The following is a 17,436-nucleotide window of genomic DNA, read 5'->3' as shown; positions in this document are numbered from 1 at the left end:
TGTGATGCTAGATATTTCAAATAAGCAAGATTTAACCGCGATTGAGCGTATTCTGATTGTTGAAGATGACGACTTTCAACGCCACCTAGTTAACAAACAAGTTACCAAGTTATGTAATGCAGAAGTCGTAGCGGCAGAGGATGGTGAAGCCGCGATGCTGGCGATGATTAATGGTTTTCAGCCTGACGTGATTTTTTGCGATTTAAATATGCCTGGTGTTGACGGCATTGAGTTACTGAGAATTATTGCAACTTTGCATTTTACCGGTCATATCGTGCTGCTAAGTGCAGAGTCTGATGAGATTTTGCAGTCGGTTAAGCTAATGTCTAAAAGCTATGGTTTTGCCAGTGTAAACAGTTTGAAAAAGCCTATTACTAGCAAAGATCTTGAGCTGGTGTTGCTGCAAGCGTTGCAAACGACGTCGCATAAACCTCAACAGCATACCGATAGCGCTGCGCAAGGGTTTACAGACGTAGAGCTCACTCAAGCTATGTTTCATAATCAGCTGTGCTTGTTTTATCAGCCCATGTCGACCCAGCTAAAGAGCAGGTCATTGGTGCAGAAGCCTTAGTACGTTGGCAGCATCCAAGCTTAGGCCTACTAACGCCTGATAAGTTTTTAAGCTCTATCATGAGTCATGGTTTGTCACTGGAAATGGCGCGTTTTGTTATTCGCAGCGCGGTTAAGCAGTGTAAACAGTGGCATCAAGCTGGGTTTGAAATTGGTGTATCGGTCAACGTGTCGGCAAGTGATTTATCTGATACTCATCTCGCCAATTACATTTTGGCTGAGCTGGATAAAAGTCAGTTGAATCCACGTTTTCTCACGGTGGAAGTCACCGAAACTGAAATGACACTCGACCTGGCGAAATCATTAGAAATTTTAACGCGCCTACGCATGCGCGGAGTGAACATATCAATTGATGATTTTGGTACTGGCCACTCGTCATTGATGCAGCTTATTCGCTCGCCATTTTCAGAGCTTAAGATTGATATCAGCTTTGTGCGAGATATGTTTACCGACAAAAAGAGCATGGCGGTGATTAATGCCTCTATGTCGTTGGCAAAATCCCTTGGCATAAAAACCGTCGCTGAAGGGGTCGAGAGTAGTGAACAAGCACAGTTCTTTTTGTCTCACGATTGCCATGCGATTCAAGGATACTTATATAGTGTGCCGTTAGCTCCTGCCCAGTTTCTAACTTTCTTAGGCACAGCCAATCAAACCAAGTTAGCTGAGTCAGTTGTTGTTAATTAGCTAGCGCTAGTCAGCAGCTATGACCATATGTCTGTAGCCGCTTAGTCCAAATAGATATGAGAGAGATAAAGTTGAAAAAAGTACTAATAGCACTAGCAATGACTAGCTTGGTTGCTGGCTGTGGCAATGATGACAAATTGTATAGCGGTGTAGATATATCGTCGAAGTGGGATGCAAGATCCGTGTGTCAAACCGCAAGAATGCTATATAAGCGCTCACAAGGTGAGGCAGCAGCTAAGCCATTGTATTCAAGTAAGTGTACAGTGAGTAAATTAACTGGCGAACTCCCTGCTAAATCATGGAACACGCCTTATGCGGCAACCTGGCCTAATGGCACTGCCTTGCGCGTTTATGTTGATAGTAAAGGGTTAGGCTTGATGGGGATTTCTACTGAAGGTATTCCGTTTGGTTGGAACAAAGCAGAAGATATGACTGAAACCTCTGTCGACGGACATATTCAGATTTGTAAGGCTCGTTTAGCCAATGTCGGAACGAATATCGAGCTTATTGATACCGAGTTGTATGCTGATAAGTCTGGCGGAAAAGCGCATTTTAAATTTCTCCGCAGTCCAACTGAGCAAGGTACTGGCAAGTGCCTATTTGATACTAACAAGGTATTGATGGTAACAACTGACCGAAAGGCAGACTATTCGCTGTTGAACTAAGTCGCCGCACAAAATAAAAGAGGCTGAATAATCAGTCTCTTTTGCGTTTTATAAAATCAAGATTTAACATGGTCAAGTAATGAGGTAGTTACACTGCTTTCACGCAGTTACGACCTGACTCTTTGGCTTTATAAAGCGCCTTATCTGCTTTGAGTAACAGCGGTGATAGGGTGGTTTCATTACTAAAACTAGCTACACCGGCGCTAACGGTTTGCTTTAATTCAGGCGCCACCTGTTGCCAGTCAAAGTTGGCAATAGTGCTTAATAGTCGGTTGGCAATTTCCACCGCAGTGCCTTGTTCTACATTTGGTAACAGAATTAAAAACTCCTCGCCGCCTACTCGGCCTACCACGTCAGTATCACGCATCATGCTCGAGGCTATTTCGGCAAGTTTTATCAGTACTTTATCGCCTACTTCATGTCCTAGGGTGTCATTTACTGCTTTAAAGTGGTCCGCATCGAACGATATTACCGAGAAAGGTTTACCTGAAGCTTTAGCCTGCTTAAGGAACAATTGCCCTTGGTTGTATGTGTCACGGCGATTTGATAACCCTGTTAATTCATCAGTCAGCGCAAGCTGGCGGTAGGTGCGCTGCCTAATCAGTTGCTTGTAGGCAAAAATCGACAGGATAACTAGGATAATCACACTGAGCACGATTACCACAATTTGCAGAGTATCGTTACGCTCCATAACTGCAAGTTGTTGTTCTCTTGCTTTAGCCGCGCGTTCTAGTAATTCGTTTTCACGCTTAAACTTGGAGTTATCAAAACGAGCCAGCATTTCGGCATTACGATCTGACAATAGCTTCTCATCTAAAGCTGCGTGGGTTTTGTTGTATTCAACTAACTCTAGATAGGCTTGTTGCCAGTTTTGCTCACTAGCATGAACCTCACTGGTGAGTTTTTGCGCATCGGTCAGGCCGCGATTATTGGCGCTTTTGTTGAATGCTTGTTGTGACTCTTCAAGGTAGGCTAAAGCCTGTTTGCTATTTCCTTCATGGTGGGCCATTTGGGCAAGAGCGTACATGAGGTGGCTATAGGGAGCATCAAAATCCGCAGGGATAATGTGTTTATGATTCTCTAAAAGTGGCTTAGCTTTGTCGTATTGGCCTAGTGCCATGTACGCATTTGCGATAGTCACCGCCATATCAGCTGCCATTTCCGGGTCGTCATTGGCTTCCCAGTATAGTTTTGCAGCCTTGAAATGCTCAATTGCTTTATCGAACTGTCCCAGCGCTTCATAGGAGTATCCCATTTGTACTCGCACTTCATTGGCATCCAGATTTTGATCCGTTTCGGTAAAGCTTGCTAGCAGCTTTTCTTGATAACGCAGAGCGGTGGCAGGATCGCCAAAGCGGCGGTATGCGGTAGCAAGCTCGGTGAGATTAAAAATTTCCCAGTATGGTGTGTCTAGCGATTCATAGATTTGCTGAGCAGTAATTAAATCTTCAAGTGCGGTGCTGTATTCACCCTGGTAAGAAAACATGGTACCGCGCAAACTGCGGGCATCGGCTATGAGTCTTGGGCTTTCTAGCTTGTAAGAATCATCTACCGCTTTGTTGTAATCGACTAAAGCTTTATCAGTAAATGAATTAAGGTTGTAGTAAAAGCCGCGGCACATTAGCAGCTCAGTTAAAATGTATGACGGCTTTGGATCTGAATACAGTAAAATTAGCTTACTGGCATGCTCAATAGCGACATTAATTTCCTCAGTGGTTGCGCTGTCTTGATACCAACACCTTAGCCCAACAAGTTTATGACGACGTTTAAGGTCGTCATCGGCAATTAATCTGTCTAATTCAGCAAGCATTTTGTCGCTTTGCTCTGGGTAATTGATTTCACCTAAATCGAATTGACGAAAGATGGCATCAGCCTTTTCGGAATTGGTGAGTTCTTCAGCTTTTAGGCTCAAGCTTGTTAAGCTTAAAAAACTGATACATATAGAAATAACGCTTAGCTTAGCGATAACAAAACTATACTTCACGTGTCCACGATTGAGCATGAATTTGAGCAATTGGCGTTCCTGAGCATCAATTATTATTTTTAGGTCGCGCAGTGTTAGAGACAGCGCCATTCCCATGAAATGCATAAGGCTATTATAGATACAAAGCTGTGTAACATGAAGGTAACATTTAGGTTTTGGATAAAAATGTTACATTTATCACCTCTTTGCAAATAGGTGGCTATTTTAAACTGCTTTGATAGCTGCAGCGGCGACTTTTCACAACTTTACATTGTTAATAGTAGCGAGTTTAGCTGTGATATTGAGTATCAATAATAAAGCAGTCTAAATCCCGGTTTGAATGCAGTATAATGCTGCGTTTAAAGTTTTAAGCGTGGTCAAATCTGTATTGGCTTCGCTGCCAAGATAGTTAAAGAGTAACGATTATGAGCGATAAAGATCCACAGTACGTTGAAACAGCCAAAAAGGTAGCTTACAACGTGTCAAACCGTGTACTACCTATGGCAAAAATGCCGGCAACCTTGCTTGAAGCCTATGAAGGTCTATTTGCCGAACTGATTGCTGACAAAGCAGGCCACTTTCAAGCATCTTGGGATGCATTGCCGGCAAGTGCACAAAAGTTGTTTCCTGTTGCTGAGTTCCATGGTTTTTACATCGCTAATGCCTGGATGCAATTAAGCCGCGTAGCGCAAGAGATTGCTGATAGCGCGGAAACCGAAGAAGAAATGAATGATAAGCAATACGACGGTGTATTTGGGCGTCTAGCGGAAGCATCATTGAAAGAGAGTTTGCGTAAGCTTAAGAAAGCACGTACCGACCGCGCCTTACTCAACAGCATCAAGCAGGTGATGGCTGAGTAGCTGAAATAAAGCTGGGTCGTAAAATAAAATTGGGTCCCAAAATAAAGCTGGGTCAAGGTAAACGGTTATTTCCAATTGAATGGCCGTTTACTCTGACCCAGTTTTTTATGGCTAGTGGGGCTAGAACGAAGTACGCTTGTAACGGCGATACTCAGGCTCCCAGAAGTTGTTTTCAATGCGCTGTTTTAGCAGCTCATCATCACAAGGTAGGGCATGACCCTCTTCAATCGCTTTTTTCGCTACCGCAAAGGCGATGTACTTACTCACTTTTTGAATATCTTCTAAATCTGGAAGCAGTGAGCCTTCACCGCTTTCACCAAGTGGTGAGCATTCTGCCAGTGCACGGCTTGATGCCATCAGCATTTCATCTGATACCCTTGCTGCACCACATGACAATACGCCAAGACCAATGCCAGGGAAGATAAATGAGTTATTGCACTGGGCGATGTGGAAGGTTTCATCGTTATAAACAACAGGTTCAAATGGGCTACCTGTCGCCACCAATGCTTGACCATCGGTCCAGTGAATGATGTTCTTTGGCGTTGCTTCCACGCGGCTAGTTGGGTTCGACAATGGGAACACAATTGGGCGTGGGCAATGGCTGTGCATGGCGCGAATGATTTCTTCGGTGAACAATCCTGGCGCACCAGAAACACCAATGAGTACTGTTGGCTTAGCGTTGTTGACGACATCAAGCAATGACACGTTTTCACCGTCATGCTTCCAGCTGTCGATAACTTCGGCTTTTTGCGTCAGCTTTTGCTGGAATGGCAGCAGGTTCGGCATATTGTCTTGCAGTAGACCCCAACGGTCGACCATAAACACTTGAGAGCGAGCCTGAGTTTCGCTGATCCCCTCTGATACCATTTGCGCGATAATCGCTTCTGCAATACCGCAACCGGCGCTGCCTGCACCTAAGAAAGTAATACGCTGCTGTGAAAGCTTAGTTTTTGCAGCTTTACAGGCGGCTAACAGTGAGCCAACCGTGACGGCAGCTGTGCCTTGAATATCATCGTTGAAGGTACAGTATTTGTCTTTGTAACGCTCAAGCAGTGGCATAGCATTCTTTTGCGCAAAATCCTCAAATTGGATGAGCGCATCGGGCCAGCGGCGATGAACCGCTTGCATAAACTCTTCAACAAACGCGTCGTATTCTTCACCAACGATGCGCTGATGTGGCCAGCCCATGTACATCGGATCTTCAAGAAGATGTGGGTTATCTGTACCCACATCAAGGGTTATAGGTAGACAATACGCAGGTGAGATACCGCCACAGCTGGTGTAAAGCGACAGTTTACCAATTGGGATCCCCATGCCGCCGATCCCTTGGTCGCCTAAACCAAGAATACGTTCACCGTCGGTAACAACAATCACTTTAACTTTGTGACGAGTTGAGTTGTTGAGAATGTCGTCAATGCGGTCTTTATTTGGGTATGAAATAAACAGGCCACGGTTACGACGATAATCTTTAGAAAAACGCTCACACGCCAGACCCACAGTTGGGGTGTAGATGATAGGCATCATTTCACTAATGTGATTACGTACTAATCGATAAAATAGGGTTTCGTTGGTGTCTTGAATGTTACGCAGATAAATATGCTTATCGAGATCATTATTAAAGCTGGTGTATTGCTGATAAGCGCGCTCTGCTTGTTCCTCAATGGTTTCGATCTCCCATGGGATCAAACCTTCAAGGTTAAAGAAAATACGTTCTTCTTCACTAAAGGCTGTGCCTTTGTTTAGTAGTGGAGACTCAAGGATTGCTGGACCTGCAAAAGGAAGATAGAGGGGCGTTTGTTATCGTCCATGGGGAACCTTAGTGTTTAGTATTATCGATTTATGGGTTCTTTTGAAAATGTCGCTAGATTACCACGACTGTTACAGATTGTGGTCTGTTAAGTGAGGTATTTCACGTTTTTTCGTTAAAATTTTAAACGCGTAAAGGTAAATAACAAAAAACGCAGCCTTGGCTGCGTTTTTTACGGTATTCAACTCAATATACTGAGTTTGGACTTGTTTGATTGTGCCCGTCGATTGCCAAGGACTACATACCGCGATGTTTGATTGACAAGCCTTTTAAAAAGTTGCGCAAGAATTGATCGCCGCAGACTTTAAAGTTCTTATGGCCAGGGTTTCTAAATAGCGCGCTTAGCTCTGATTTAGAGGTTCTGAACTTAGCCAGCTCAAGTGTGGCAATAATGTCTTCTTCACGTAGCTCTAATGCGATGCGCAGCTTTTTAAAGATCAGATTGTTGTTTAGCTTTTTGCTTGGCTCTGGTATATCGCTACCAGGCTTAAGGCCACGGTTATTGATGATAAGTCCATCTAAAAACTGGCACATTGTTAGGTCGTTACACGCTTGATAACCCTTGTCATCCTCTTTCTTTAGGATGGCAATAACCTGCTCGGTAGTGACCGTTTTATTGGCTTTAGCAAAAATTTCAACCATTTTTTCATTTGAAAAATCAAAGACAAAACGGACACGGCGAAGAATATCGTTGTTTAACATAGCTCTCTCATGCGCGGCTGCGCGATTATTTAATTCGCGCAAATTATACCTGCTTTAGGCTGCTGATGTGCAGCTTTATTGCCTTACTCATCGACTACCGCGTTATTTTACAATGAGCTGTTGTAATACTTGCTGGCGAATGTTGTCGTGCACCGAAAATACCCTAGATATGTCATCCAATGACCAAGACGTGTTTTCTAAAATCACTATACTGGTTTGGCTTTGAGGATAGTAAATACTGCTGCTAATAAAGCCATTAACATAGCCAGAGTGGCTGTACTCAACGATAGGTTTTAGTTGCTGACCGTTAGTGATTTTATTGATCTGCACGCCATACCCATAGCCCAATTGCCCCCAACGATGTTTGCGCTCCCCATAAGTTGTGGTCATTGCCTGATAGCTAGCAGACGACAATAGCTGGCCTGTATGTAGCAAGTGCATAAAGCGAGCAAAGCTGGCTGCATCTGTCTGGATAAATCCTGAGGCTAGCTCGCTCTCGCTAAAGTTTAAGCTCTCAACCTGACTACGTTGGTAGGTTGCTGTGTTTGGCTTGTCACTTTTAAGCTGTTTGTCTTCACTGGTTTGAGTGGGTTTAACAGCAACTTTCTCATTAAAGCCTGCCAGTAAAGATGGGTTTTGCAATTGCGCGTCTTTAAGGCCACCAAAGCTTGCATGCAAATTGAGATCAAACTGCCTGCCAAAATCGCTGACTTGCTTAGCCAATGGTCGGTTATTGATTGCAGTGAGTAGCTGACCAAGTAATTGATAACCAAGGTTTGAGTACTGAAAGCGCTTGTTTGCATAAGCGTTTTCATCAGTAAGTATTTTAGCATCCCCCCTAATGCCCGATGTGTGGCTTAATAGCCCCGCAACGGTCACGTCAGCGTGAATATTATCGCCGAGATAATGGCTGACTTTATCATTGAGCTGCAATTTACCTTGGTCGATTGCGCGCAACACCAATGTTGCAGTGATCATCTTAGATAGTGAGCCAATGATATATTGCGGCTCGCTGACAACTGGCTCACTTACACCCGAAGCCATTTTGTTTATGAGTACCTGAGTGCTGGCATGGTCAGCTATCAAAATGGTGCCGAAAAAGGGGCGGGGTGCCTGAGCTAATTCTTGTTCGATGATTTGTTCAAGTTGGTTGCTGGCAGTGACCGAAAGCTGCAGTGCTTGCGCTTTCGAAAATAGCAGTGGCGCAGAGGCCAAACAAATAACAATGAGGGTACGTATGCTATGGCTCAATGGGGGATATCCTGGTTTCATTGTCTAGAGAATGGGTTTGCCGCACTGTTTGTTAAACTATCAGGCGCTAAAGCGAAGGTCTAACTTTTGCGCAATTTAACCTTTAAATCATACCCATTATCGAGTTATGTCCCTTTTGTTTTAATTTACTCCTTATTTACGTGTTCAGTCGGCTCTCATTTATATAGTTAAGCTGTTGCTAATGCTAGCTTTAATTGTGACAGCTATATTGGACGGTATCCGAAAATAGAGATTTATTTTGTTTGAAATCAGTCAATAACAGTATGTTGTTGACATCCTTTTTGATATTTAGCTTTTGCTAATTTAATACTTTTTGGTCGATTGACAAAGTGAGGCATCACTTTACATTAAATCAGGCTATACCCACTTAAATAACTGATGTTAGTAGTAGTTATGGAAGATACATATTAATAATTAAGGATAATTATAATGATACCTACCTTTTTACGCAGCTCGTGCGCACTCGCTGTCATGCTGGCTGTTACGCCAAATGTTTATGCAGAGCAAGAGTTAGAACGCATTGAAGTAACTGGTACACACATTAAGCGTACAGATATGGAAGGCGCTTCGCCTATGTCAGTGTTGACTGCTGAAGATATCGCCAAGACAGGCGCCCAAGACATTTCGCAACTGCTAAGTAAGTTACCAGAATCGGGTAGCGGTACCTTTTCTACTCAAGGTAACAATGCTGATGACACCGCTAATGGTGGTGCTGCAGTGTCACTACGTGGTTTAGGTGCTGATTCCACCTTAGTACTTTTAAACGGTCGCCGTATTGCGGTGTCTTCGTTTGCGAAATCGATTGATACTGCATTTGTCGACATTAACTCAATTCCAATTTCAGCGGTAAAACGTATTGATATTGTTAAAGACGGTGCCTCTGCAACGTATGGCTCAGATGCTATTGCAGGTGTAATTAATATTATTTTGAAGAAAGACTTTGAAGGCTTTGAAGTCAACGGTAAGTTGGCTGAAACCGTTGAAGATGGCGGTGGTCAGCAAGCTGCATCAATGCTGTTTGGTACAAAAAGTGATGATGGAAAATCTCATACCACGGTAATAGTAGATTACTTTAAGGAGCGCGAAACACTATTTGCTGACCGTGATTATTCTAAGTCAGCTGATCAAAGCGCCAATGGTGGATCAGACTTTAGATCGTCTTCAGGTAATCCTGGCTCTTACATCCCTGCTACAGTTGGCAGTGATGGCTCGATCACACCTAAATCTGATCAATACAGTTGGACCCCTGATGTAAATTGCCCTGCAGATCTGACGAAGGGGCCATATTGTCGTTACGACTACGCGCCGCTGATGACTTCCGTACCAGAAACAACGCGTGTTGGACTGTCAGTATTTCAAGACTATCAATTCAATGACGACTTAAAGTTTTTTGCTGAGCTGATGTACCAGCACAATGACAGCGTGATTAAAGGTGCAGCAAGCCCATCGTTTGGTGAATTTTATATGCTAGCTGATAACCCCCTGTTTGCCAGTGGAGCAGCAGTAAACCCGTTTCCGGGTGAAGACTTAACCATGAGGCGACGTATTACCGAGACTGGTCAACGCCAAAAGTCGGCAGAGTCAAATAGTGCCCGCATGGTATTGGGCTTAAATGGCATGTTGGCTGAGTGGGAATGGGAGCTTGCATATACCTATTCATATAACCGTAACCATGAGTACGGCGAGCAGGGCTTTGTGTGGTCACCAAGATTACAAGAGGCGATTAACACAGGAACATTTAATCCACTTGCAACCACACAAAACCCTGGTGTGATTGATCAAATCACGGTCAACACAGTACGTAATGGTAAGTCTACGACGCAAGCATTTGACGGCAAGATAGTGGGTGATTTATTTGATATGCCAGCGGGTAGCGTGGGTATGGCTGTTGGGTTTGAGCATCGCAAGGAAGAACTGTCTGATACCCCAGATGAGCTGTTTAAGCGTGGCGAAATCTTTGGTACAGAAGCCACTGAAGCGGCAGGTTCTCGTGATCAAACTTCGGTGTTCGTTGAATTTGCGGTGCCGGTGTTGGAGAGCTTAGAAGCCCAGTTAGCTGCACGTTATGAAAACTACTCAGACTTTGGTAACACAACTAACCCGAAGGTTGCACTGCGTTATACGCCGCTTGACAATTTAACGTTACGTGCCAGCTGGGGTAAAGCGTTTAGAGCGCCATCTTTAGTGCAGTTAGGGCTTGGAGCTACTCAAGAATCACCAGGGCTTGTAGATACCACTCGTTGTCCATTAACTGGACTTGAAGAAGACTGTACTGCGCAAGAGCGTACGGTTATTTTTTCAGGTAACCCTAACTTACAACCTGAAGAATCAACCTCTTACAACCTAGGTGGTGTTTGGGCTATTACCGATGATTTGAGTGTTGGCGTTGATTATTGGAACTATGATCAGGAGGGCTTGATTACGTCTGATACTCAATACTTACTCGATAATCAAGGTAACAACCCTGACGTTGTTAAGCGTGAGCCATCTTCCACTGCAGTCCCTGGTCGCATCATCGAGATTTACGACCAGTTTGCTAACTTAGGTAGTCAAAATACCGATGGCGTCGATTTTGATATTAAATACCAGTTACAAACACAAGGTATGGGTGACTTTAACTTTAGTTACCATTTAACCTGGGTTAACACCTTTGATCAGGTTCGAGCAGACGGTACCAAGCGCGAGCTTGCAGGTGAGTATCAACATCCTGAGTATCGTTGGACCACAGGTGCTGACTGGTCAATTGCTGACTGGCGCACCAGCGCTCGTCTAAATTACATTGGCGAGTATATGGGAGATGTTGATGCAGGCGCGACTAAGAAAATTGATGCATTTACCACGTTAGATATGAATGTGTCATACATAGGCCTTGAAAAATGGACCCTGACCTTAGGTGCTAACAATATATTAAATGCAGACCCATCGTTTAGTGAGACTAGCTTCATGGGCTACGATCAGGCTACACACTCTGCTATAGGTGCCTTATGGTACGGTAAAGTGGGTTATCGCTTTTAGTATTTAGTGATAACTTTTACCTTTAATAGAGCGGCAATTTGCCGCTCTTTTTTGTTCTCAAGCTGGGCATCGTTTTGGTGTTATATACCTAGTTAGGGTTCTTTCAAAAGTTTTAAACTCGCCTTTTAGCTCAAAAGAAAAGCTGCTATGTTCAATTACTCGGTGTTTATTTTTTAACAGCAAACCATCTACTGAATCAGGTGGTTTAGTTATCAAGGAATTAAGATGATCACACTGTATGGCACCCCACGAAGCCGCGCGCTGCGTATATCATGGCTGTTAGAAGAGCTTAATCTTGAGTGGGAATTTAAGTTTCTAAACTTTGCTAAGGGCGATAATCGCTCGGCAGAGTTTTTAGCATTAAACCCAAGCGGCAAGATGCCAGTGATCACCGACGGCGATATAGTGCTGACTGAGTCTGCGGCAATTATGCAGTATCTGGTTGAGCGTTATGGCGGCGCATTTGTACCTGCGGCAGGTACAGCTGATGCTGCCAAACATCATCGCTGGGTAAGTTTTATTATGACTGAGCTAGAGCAGCCTTTGTGGAGCATGGGCAAGCATAAATTTGCCTTACCTGAAGAGCAGCGTCTGCCAGAAATGCAGAAAGTCGCGAAATTCGAGTTTGATAGGGCGGCAGCAATTGCTGAGCAGTGGACGCCGGAAGATGGGTTTTTGTTAGGTGATGCTATTACCTACAGTGATATTTTAATCGGACAAACCTTGCTGTGGGCAACGGTATTTGAGCAAGACTTGCCTCCTAAATTAACCGCACTGCGCGATAGACTGCAGCATCGACCAGCGCTCGCGAGTGCACTGCAAAAGACCGAAGCTATTGCTAAAGCCGCGCTAGCACAAGAGTAATCATAACTGCGCTGCGTTAGCTAAACAAAAAGGAAGCCAAGGCTTCCTTTTTTAGTTTTTGTTTCAGTATTCGTTGCTAGCGCTTTTTCAAGTTAGCATTAATGCTACAGCATCAAGCCAAGCTAGCCGGGCAAATTATAATTGGGTTTTAGCCCATTTAGCGCGACTTTCGCGACTTTCACTCATGTTGTTATCTGCTCGGTAGGCTTTGTAGGCTTCAACATCTAGCGGGATTAACGTCACTTCGACATCAAGTACAATCTTGCATTCTTTTTTAATGCGCCATGCAGCTGTGTTGTACAGCTCTGTTAATGGCAGTGAGCTTAAAAACTCAGGGTTGTACTGAGTGTAAATCGCTTGAGAAGGGTAAACCACAAAAGCTAAACGGCGTTTTGGCTCTGTTTTAAATAAGGCTTCAATGCCGTCAGTGGTGTTAAGCACCTGCATTTCGATGGTGTCATCGATTTCAGTCAGTTGCTTTTGAATTTTCATTGGTGCTTCTGCTTCGCCATTTTCCCAGGAAATGACTTCTGCTTCGCCAACCTTGGTCAGCTCAGCCATTTGCGCAGTGCTGAGTGCGAATGATTGACGCAGGCATTGCATTTCGATGGCATTCATCGGGGTAATCTTTGACATGTTTATCTCGCTTGTGCATTTCGCTAATGGCATCGATATATGTCACTAGCGTTAAAATTAACTGTATCTTGTTTTGGCGCTAACCAGTTGAACTAGTGAGCTAACCAAACCTCTTCAATCCAATCCCAAATTGACTCCCAAAGGTCATCAGTAAGGTCGCCATCTTGATATAGGCGCACCTGACCTTCTTGGTCGATGCAATAGAAATCATCACCCTGCTGGCAAATCGCAATTAAGTCACGTGGCATACCAATCGACCAGGCGTAACTGGTCACTTCAGGTAAATAAGTGTGAGAGTAGGGATCTGATGCCGTTACAGGCTCATACACACCATAAATAACGTCACTGCCGAACAGTAAGTACTCTTTTAATGCATTTGGCAGAGAGATCAGAATTTGCTCTTCCACTTCAACTAGCTGCTCAAAGGTTGGCAGAGTAAGCGGCACTGGCACGGTTTCGCTGAGCTCTTGTAGCTGCTCAATAATTTCGTTCATGGATATTTCAACTGGCTCGAATTAATGAGCGCGAGTATAGCAAAACATCCACAAATCACCGAGGGTTAAATAGGACTCAATGAGCCGTGTCGCTTATTCAAGGCAAAAAAAGCCCACTGTAAAAGTGGGCCAAGGTTGGTGGAGAGTCGGTAGTAACGATGGTCGTTGTTTAAGCCGCCGTTAGGGTATGAGCTGCAATATTTTGGCGCTTATAGCCAAGCCACGCTTTGTGATACAGCTTGTGAGAGGCTTGTCTTAACTTGGTTATTTGCGCCGTTTCAATATCATTCAATTGGCGCTGCTGGCGTTTAGCGTTTGCTTCAATGGCTTGAACCTGAACATAGGTGTCGTGCTCTGCGCCGCTTTTGATTTCGGCAATGTCATTAAGGTGCAATTGCACTTCAACAATCATTTGGCTGTTAGGCAGTTTCACCAAGGCATTTAGATCGCGATAGCCAGATGCTTTTGGGTTAGCAAAACGATTTTTAAGCTGCACAATTTCAGCATGTTGTTCCAGTTGTTTGTAGGCGCTCATTAGGCTACTTACATCACTGGCAACAATGCTTGCACGGGCAAGGTCGGTGATTTTTGCCGTTTCACCAGCAAATTTAGTGGCAATTTTTTGCTCTGCGCGAATACGTGATTTTGGCTGGGCGATAATCGCCTGGGTTTGAGTCTGTGCACTGACAAGATTAATTAGGCTAGCAAGCTCGCTTTGCGCTGCCTCGGTTTGTTGCATTAACTCGTCAAGGTCACGGCTATTTTGCAATGGTAAGTAACGTTGGAAGTCTTCTAGTTCATTTAGCTCGTCGACTTCACTGCGGGCTGCTTGAGTGACGCTATAACCGTTAGAGTTGACGACACTAATTTTGGCTTGCACTGGTTGGGCGACTGCGCCGCGGGTGGTTAACAGGACAAGAAAAATAAAAAGGGTACGAAACAATCGATTCATTAATTCACCTCTTTGTGAAACTAATCAGTCTGTGACAGTGGTAAGTTGATCGCTGTCAAAAAATAACTGATATCAATGTATTGATGTCAATGTACCTATAGCATACTGAATCTTTGCTGAACGAAAATACCTGCAAGATTAAACTTGATTTAGAAACCTTAAATTCGCGGGGGCAGTATCAAAGTTTTCGTTAATCGGTAAAAAAAGGTGCCGTGAGGCACCTTTTTAAGATTGTAATACTTGCAGTGATTACCAGATTTTTACACGCTTTTCTGGTGGTAGGTACATCTTGTCACCTTCTTTCACACCATATGTTTCGTAGAACTCTGGCATGTTAGACAGTGCGCCAATAGCGCGGAAGTGACCAGGTGCATGTGGGTCAGTGGCAACACGGTTACGCATTGCTTCTTCTTTCATTTTCACGCGCCAGATTTGGCTAAAGCCCATGAAGAAACGCTCATCGCCTGTTAGGCCGTCAATTACCGGTGCTTCTTTACCGTTAAGCGACATCTTATACGCCTTGTAGGCAATAGTTGCGCCTGAAAGGTCACCAATGTTCTCACCTAGGGTTAGCTCGCCATTGACGTTTAAATCGTCATAAACTTGGTAGCCGTCGTACTGAGCGATAAGTGCAGCACCTTTTTCAGTAAAGGCCTTTAGGTCTTCCTCTGTCCACCAATCGCGCATGTTACCTTCGCCGTCAAACTTAGCTCCCTGGTCGTCAAAGCCATGGCCCATTTCGTGACCGATAACCGCGCCGATACCACCATAGTTAACCGCATCTTCAGCCGCTAGGTTGAAGAATGGTGGTTGCAAGATAGCCGCCGGGAACACAATCTCGTTCATTGTTGGATTGTAGTAAGCGTTCACGGTTTGTGGGGTCATAAACCACTCGCCTTTATCGATAGGCTGACCAAGCTTAGCAACGCTTTGTGCATGGCTTAACTGGGCGGCGCGAACCTTGTTACCGATTAGGTCGTCAGCGGCAATGGTTAGCTTGCTGTAGTCTTTCCATTTATCAGGGTAACCAATTTTTGGATTGAATTTGGCAAGTTTATCTTTTGCGGCAACCTTAGTTGCATCGCTCATCCAGTCCAAAGAGTCAATGCTCGCACCATAGGCGCTGCGTAGGTTCTCTACTAGCTCGGTCATGCGTTTTTTCGCTTCAGGTACGAAGTGACGCTTAACGTAAACTTTACCTACAACTTCACCTAGGGTGTTACTGACACTGCTTACGCCGCGCTTCCAACGTGGTTCTTGTTCAGCTTGACCGTTAAGAGTTTTGGAGAAGAACTCAAAGTTTTCAGTGTCTAGTGCTTCAGTTAGGTTGCTGGCACTGTGAGTTAGCTCGTTCCAAGTTAGGTAGGTTTTCCAGTCTTCTAAGCTATGAGCGCCGATCACTTCACTCAAACCAGACACGAAGCTTGGTTGATTGATAATGATGTCAGCTTGCTTGTCGCCACCTAGTGCTTTTAAGTAACCATCCCAGTTGATGTTTGGTGCAAGCTTGGCAAGATCTTTAACCTGGTACTTGTTATAGGTCTTGGTGCTGTCGCGTACTTCAACTACATCCCAGTGCTTTTCTGCAATCGCTGTTTCTAGCGCTAGGATGGTTTTCGCTGCTTGCTTACCGTTTGGTAAGCCCGCTAGGTCATACATTTTCTCAATATGCTCAACGAATTTAGCGCGGATATTTACGAAGCGCTCTTCTTCATTAAAGTAATAGTCTTTTTCTGGCAGGCTCAAACCATATTGCCAGATGTGAGTTGCGTAACGCGTTGAGTCCTTTGCGTCTGGGTTGATGTAAAATGCAAGTGGGGTGCCGCCGCCATTAACCTGGCTTTCACCAAAGAAGGCTGTTATCGCAGCTTTGTCTTTTAGGCCGGCAATTTTATCAAGCGTTGGCTGGATTGGTTTGATACCTAGCTTGTTTAAGGTTTCAACATCCATAAATGCGCGGTAAAGGTCAGCTACTTTTTGCTCGTCACTACCCATTTCTAGGTTTTCAGTGGCACTTACGTCTTCAATAATCGCTTTTACGTCTTCACGGGCTTTTTCGCGTAGGTCGTAAAATGCGCCAATGTTCGTGCGATCGCCTGGGATTTCAGCTGTTTTCAGCCAGCCGCCGTTCACGTATAAGTAGAAGTCGTCTTGTGGGCGGACACTTTTATCAATGTTTTCGAAATCGATACCTGATGTTAGCGCTTGCTCAACTGCAGCCGCTGCTGGCTTTTTAGCGACTTGCGGCACTGGTGTTTCAGCGGCTTGTGGTTCAGGTGCTTTTTCTGAGTTACATGCACTAAGACTTGCAATTAGTGAGGCGCACAGGCCACTAATAACTAGTTTTTTCATGTTGAATCCCTGCTGTTGTTATTTGTGTTGTTGGTTGCATCCGCCTTTTGCTAAATCTGACTGTTACTCATCAAAAGTCAGTTTGGCAAATGACGGATTGGATTACCGAGTCGTTAATGGGGCTTATGCAATTTGCTCACAAGTCGCCTCACTGCGTTCGGTATATTGTTATTGTGGACTCCATGTTAAGGATGTAACCCTTGATTAACAAGGTTTTTGCCGCAGTTTTATTGGATATTGTGTGACGAAAAGTTACTAGTGAGAGGTTATGCAATATTGCAGACTGACTAATCTGTACGGGCTACTCAATTACACTTTTGAGAGCAATATATTCAAGGTCGTTGGCGGTTACAGTATCGGTTTATGGCAAACGCGTTCCTTGTAACTCAGTTTGAATGAGTAAGCGTTTTTATGGTTTTACTAGGCATATCACTAAAAACCAATGAATAGCGGTAAGTCTGCAGTTCGAATTTTGCGCGGTGATCGAGCTGTATCCAACAGGATAACTGACAATTTCGATGTTTCGCTATTGGTTATGTTTCTGAAATTATTGGGTTTATCTTTTGTAATAAATTCGGCCTGACAGCCGGCGCTGTTAAA

13 protein-coding genes and 1 pseudogene are annotated in these 17,436 nt (G+C 44.3%); 6 read left to right on the top strand and 8 right to left on the bottom strand.

What is annotated here, in order from left to right; translation table 11 throughout:
• The first annotated feature begins 4 nt into the window (after nucleotides 1–4).
• From EXU30_RS04585 to EXU30_RS04575, 3 genes are all read left to right on the top strand, one after another.
• Nucleotides 5–571 carry a response regulator gene (locus tag EXU30_RS04585; protein WP_242620386.1) on the top strand — a complete coding sequence of 189 codons (567 nt, stop codon included), beginning with the start codon at nucleotides 5–7 and terminating at the stop codon, nucleotides 569–571.
• Nucleotides 508–1,254: an EAL domain-containing protein gene (locus EXU30_RS04580; protein WP_130598030.1), complete on the top strand. Its 747-nt coding sequence runs from the start codon at nucleotides 508–510 to the stop codon at nucleotides 1,252–1,254. Before EXU30_RS04585 ends, EXU30_RS04580 begins: the two co-directional genes overlap by 64 nt.
• A 71-nt stretch (nucleotides 1,255–1,325) precedes the next feature.
• Nucleotides 1,326–1,919 carry a hypothetical protein gene (locus EXU30_RS04575; RefSeq protein ID WP_130598029.1) on the top strand — a complete coding sequence of 198 codons (594 nt, stop codon included), beginning with the start codon at nucleotides 1,326–1,328 and terminating at the stop codon, nucleotides 1,917–1,919.
• An 88-nt stretch (nucleotides 1,920–2,007) separates the two neighbouring features.
• Here EXU30_RS04575 and EXU30_RS04570 read toward each other — a convergent pair whose 3' ends face one another.
• Nucleotides 2,008–3,903, bottom strand: a complete 1,896-nt coding sequence (locus tag EXU30_RS04570; protein WP_165398964.1) for a tetratricopeptide repeat-containing diguanylate cyclase — start codon at nucleotides 3,901–3,903, stop codon at nucleotides 2,008–2,010.
• 404 nt (nucleotides 3,904–4,307) lie between these two features.
• Here EXU30_RS04570 and EXU30_RS04565 point away from each other — a divergent pair, with 404 nt between their 5' ends.
• A complete protein-coding gene (locus tag EXU30_RS04565) occupies nucleotides 4,308–4,742 on the top strand; it encodes a DUF3069 domain-containing protein (RefSeq protein ID WP_130598027.1) in 435 nt (144 codons plus the stop codon).
• A gap of 120 nt (nucleotides 4,743–4,862) precedes the next feature.
• Here the strand turns inward: EXU30_RS04565 and EXU30_RS04560 are convergent.
• From EXU30_RS04560 to EXU30_RS04550, 3 genes and pseudogenes are all read right to left on the bottom strand, one after another.
• Nucleotides 4,863–6,550, bottom strand: a pseudogene (locus EXU30_RS04560) (NAD-dependent malic enzyme).
• 236 nt (nucleotides 6,551–6,786) lie between these two features.
• Nucleotides 6,787–7,251 carry a YehS family protein gene (locus EXU30_RS04555; RefSeq protein WP_130598025.1) on the bottom strand — a complete coding sequence of 155 codons (465 nt, stop codon included), beginning with the start codon at nucleotides 7,249–7,251 and terminating at the stop codon, nucleotides 6,787–6,789.
• A 102-nt stretch (nucleotides 7,252–7,353) separates the two neighbouring features.
• Complete coding sequence (locus EXU30_RS04550; RefSeq protein WP_165398963.1) at nucleotides 7,354–8,502, bottom strand: serine hydrolase domain-containing protein; 1,149 nt, start codon at nucleotides 8,500–8,502, stop codon at nucleotides 7,354–7,356.
• Nucleotides 8,503–8,952: 450 nt separating this feature from the next.
• Between EXU30_RS04550 and EXU30_RS04545 the strand changes: the two genes are divergently transcribed.
• The gene (locus EXU30_RS04545; protein ID WP_130598023.1) at nucleotides 8,953–11,538 is read left to right on the top strand and encodes a TonB-dependent receptor plug domain-containing protein; all 2,586 of its coding nucleotides are present in this window, start codon (nucleotides 8,953–8,955) and stop codon (nucleotides 11,536–11,538) included.
• Nucleotides 11,539–11,763: 225 nt separating this feature from the next.
• Nucleotides 11,764–12,402, top strand: coding sequence for a glutathione S-transferase family protein (locus tag EXU30_RS04540; RefSeq protein ID WP_130598022.1), 639 nt, complete (start codon nucleotides 11,764–11,766; stop codon nucleotides 12,400–12,402).
• A 135-nt stretch (nucleotides 12,403–12,537) separates the two neighbouring features.
• On the opposite strand, the gene EXU30_RS04535 is transcribed toward EXU30_RS04540, so the two are convergent.
• The 4 genes from EXU30_RS04535 to EXU30_RS04520 form a co-directional block, all read right to left on the bottom strand.
• On the bottom strand, nucleotides 12,538–13,038 hold the full coding sequence (locus EXU30_RS04535) for a DUF4447 family protein (RefSeq protein ID WP_130598021.1): 501 nt from the start codon (nucleotides 13,036–13,038) through the stop codon (nucleotides 12,538–12,540).
• A 92-nt stretch (nucleotides 13,039–13,130) separates the two neighbouring features.
• Complete coding sequence (locus EXU30_RS04530; protein ID WP_130598020.1) at nucleotides 13,131–13,532, bottom strand: SMI1/KNR4 family protein; 402 nt, start codon at nucleotides 13,530–13,532, stop codon at nucleotides 13,131–13,133.
• Between the two features lie 169 nt (nucleotides 13,533–13,701).
• Entirely contained in the window at nucleotides 13,702–14,484 is a 783-nt protein-coding gene (locus EXU30_RS04525) for a nucleotidyltransferase family protein (RefSeq protein WP_130598019.1), read from the bottom strand.
• A 249-nt stretch (nucleotides 14,485–14,733) separates the two neighbouring features.
• Complete coding sequence (locus EXU30_RS04520) at nucleotides 14,734–16,836, bottom strand: M13 family metallopeptidase (RefSeq protein WP_130598018.1); 2,103 nt, start codon at nucleotides 16,834–16,836, stop codon at nucleotides 14,734–14,736.
• Between the last annotated feature and the right edge of the window lie 600 nt (nucleotides 16,837–17,436).

The sequence above is a fragment of the Shewanella maritima genome (assembly GCF_004295345.1).
Classification (GTDB): domain Bacteria; phylum Pseudomonadota; class Gammaproteobacteria; order Enterobacterales; family Shewanellaceae; genus Shewanella; species Shewanella maritima.
This window is presented reverse-complemented; position numbering and strand designations above follow the sequence as displayed.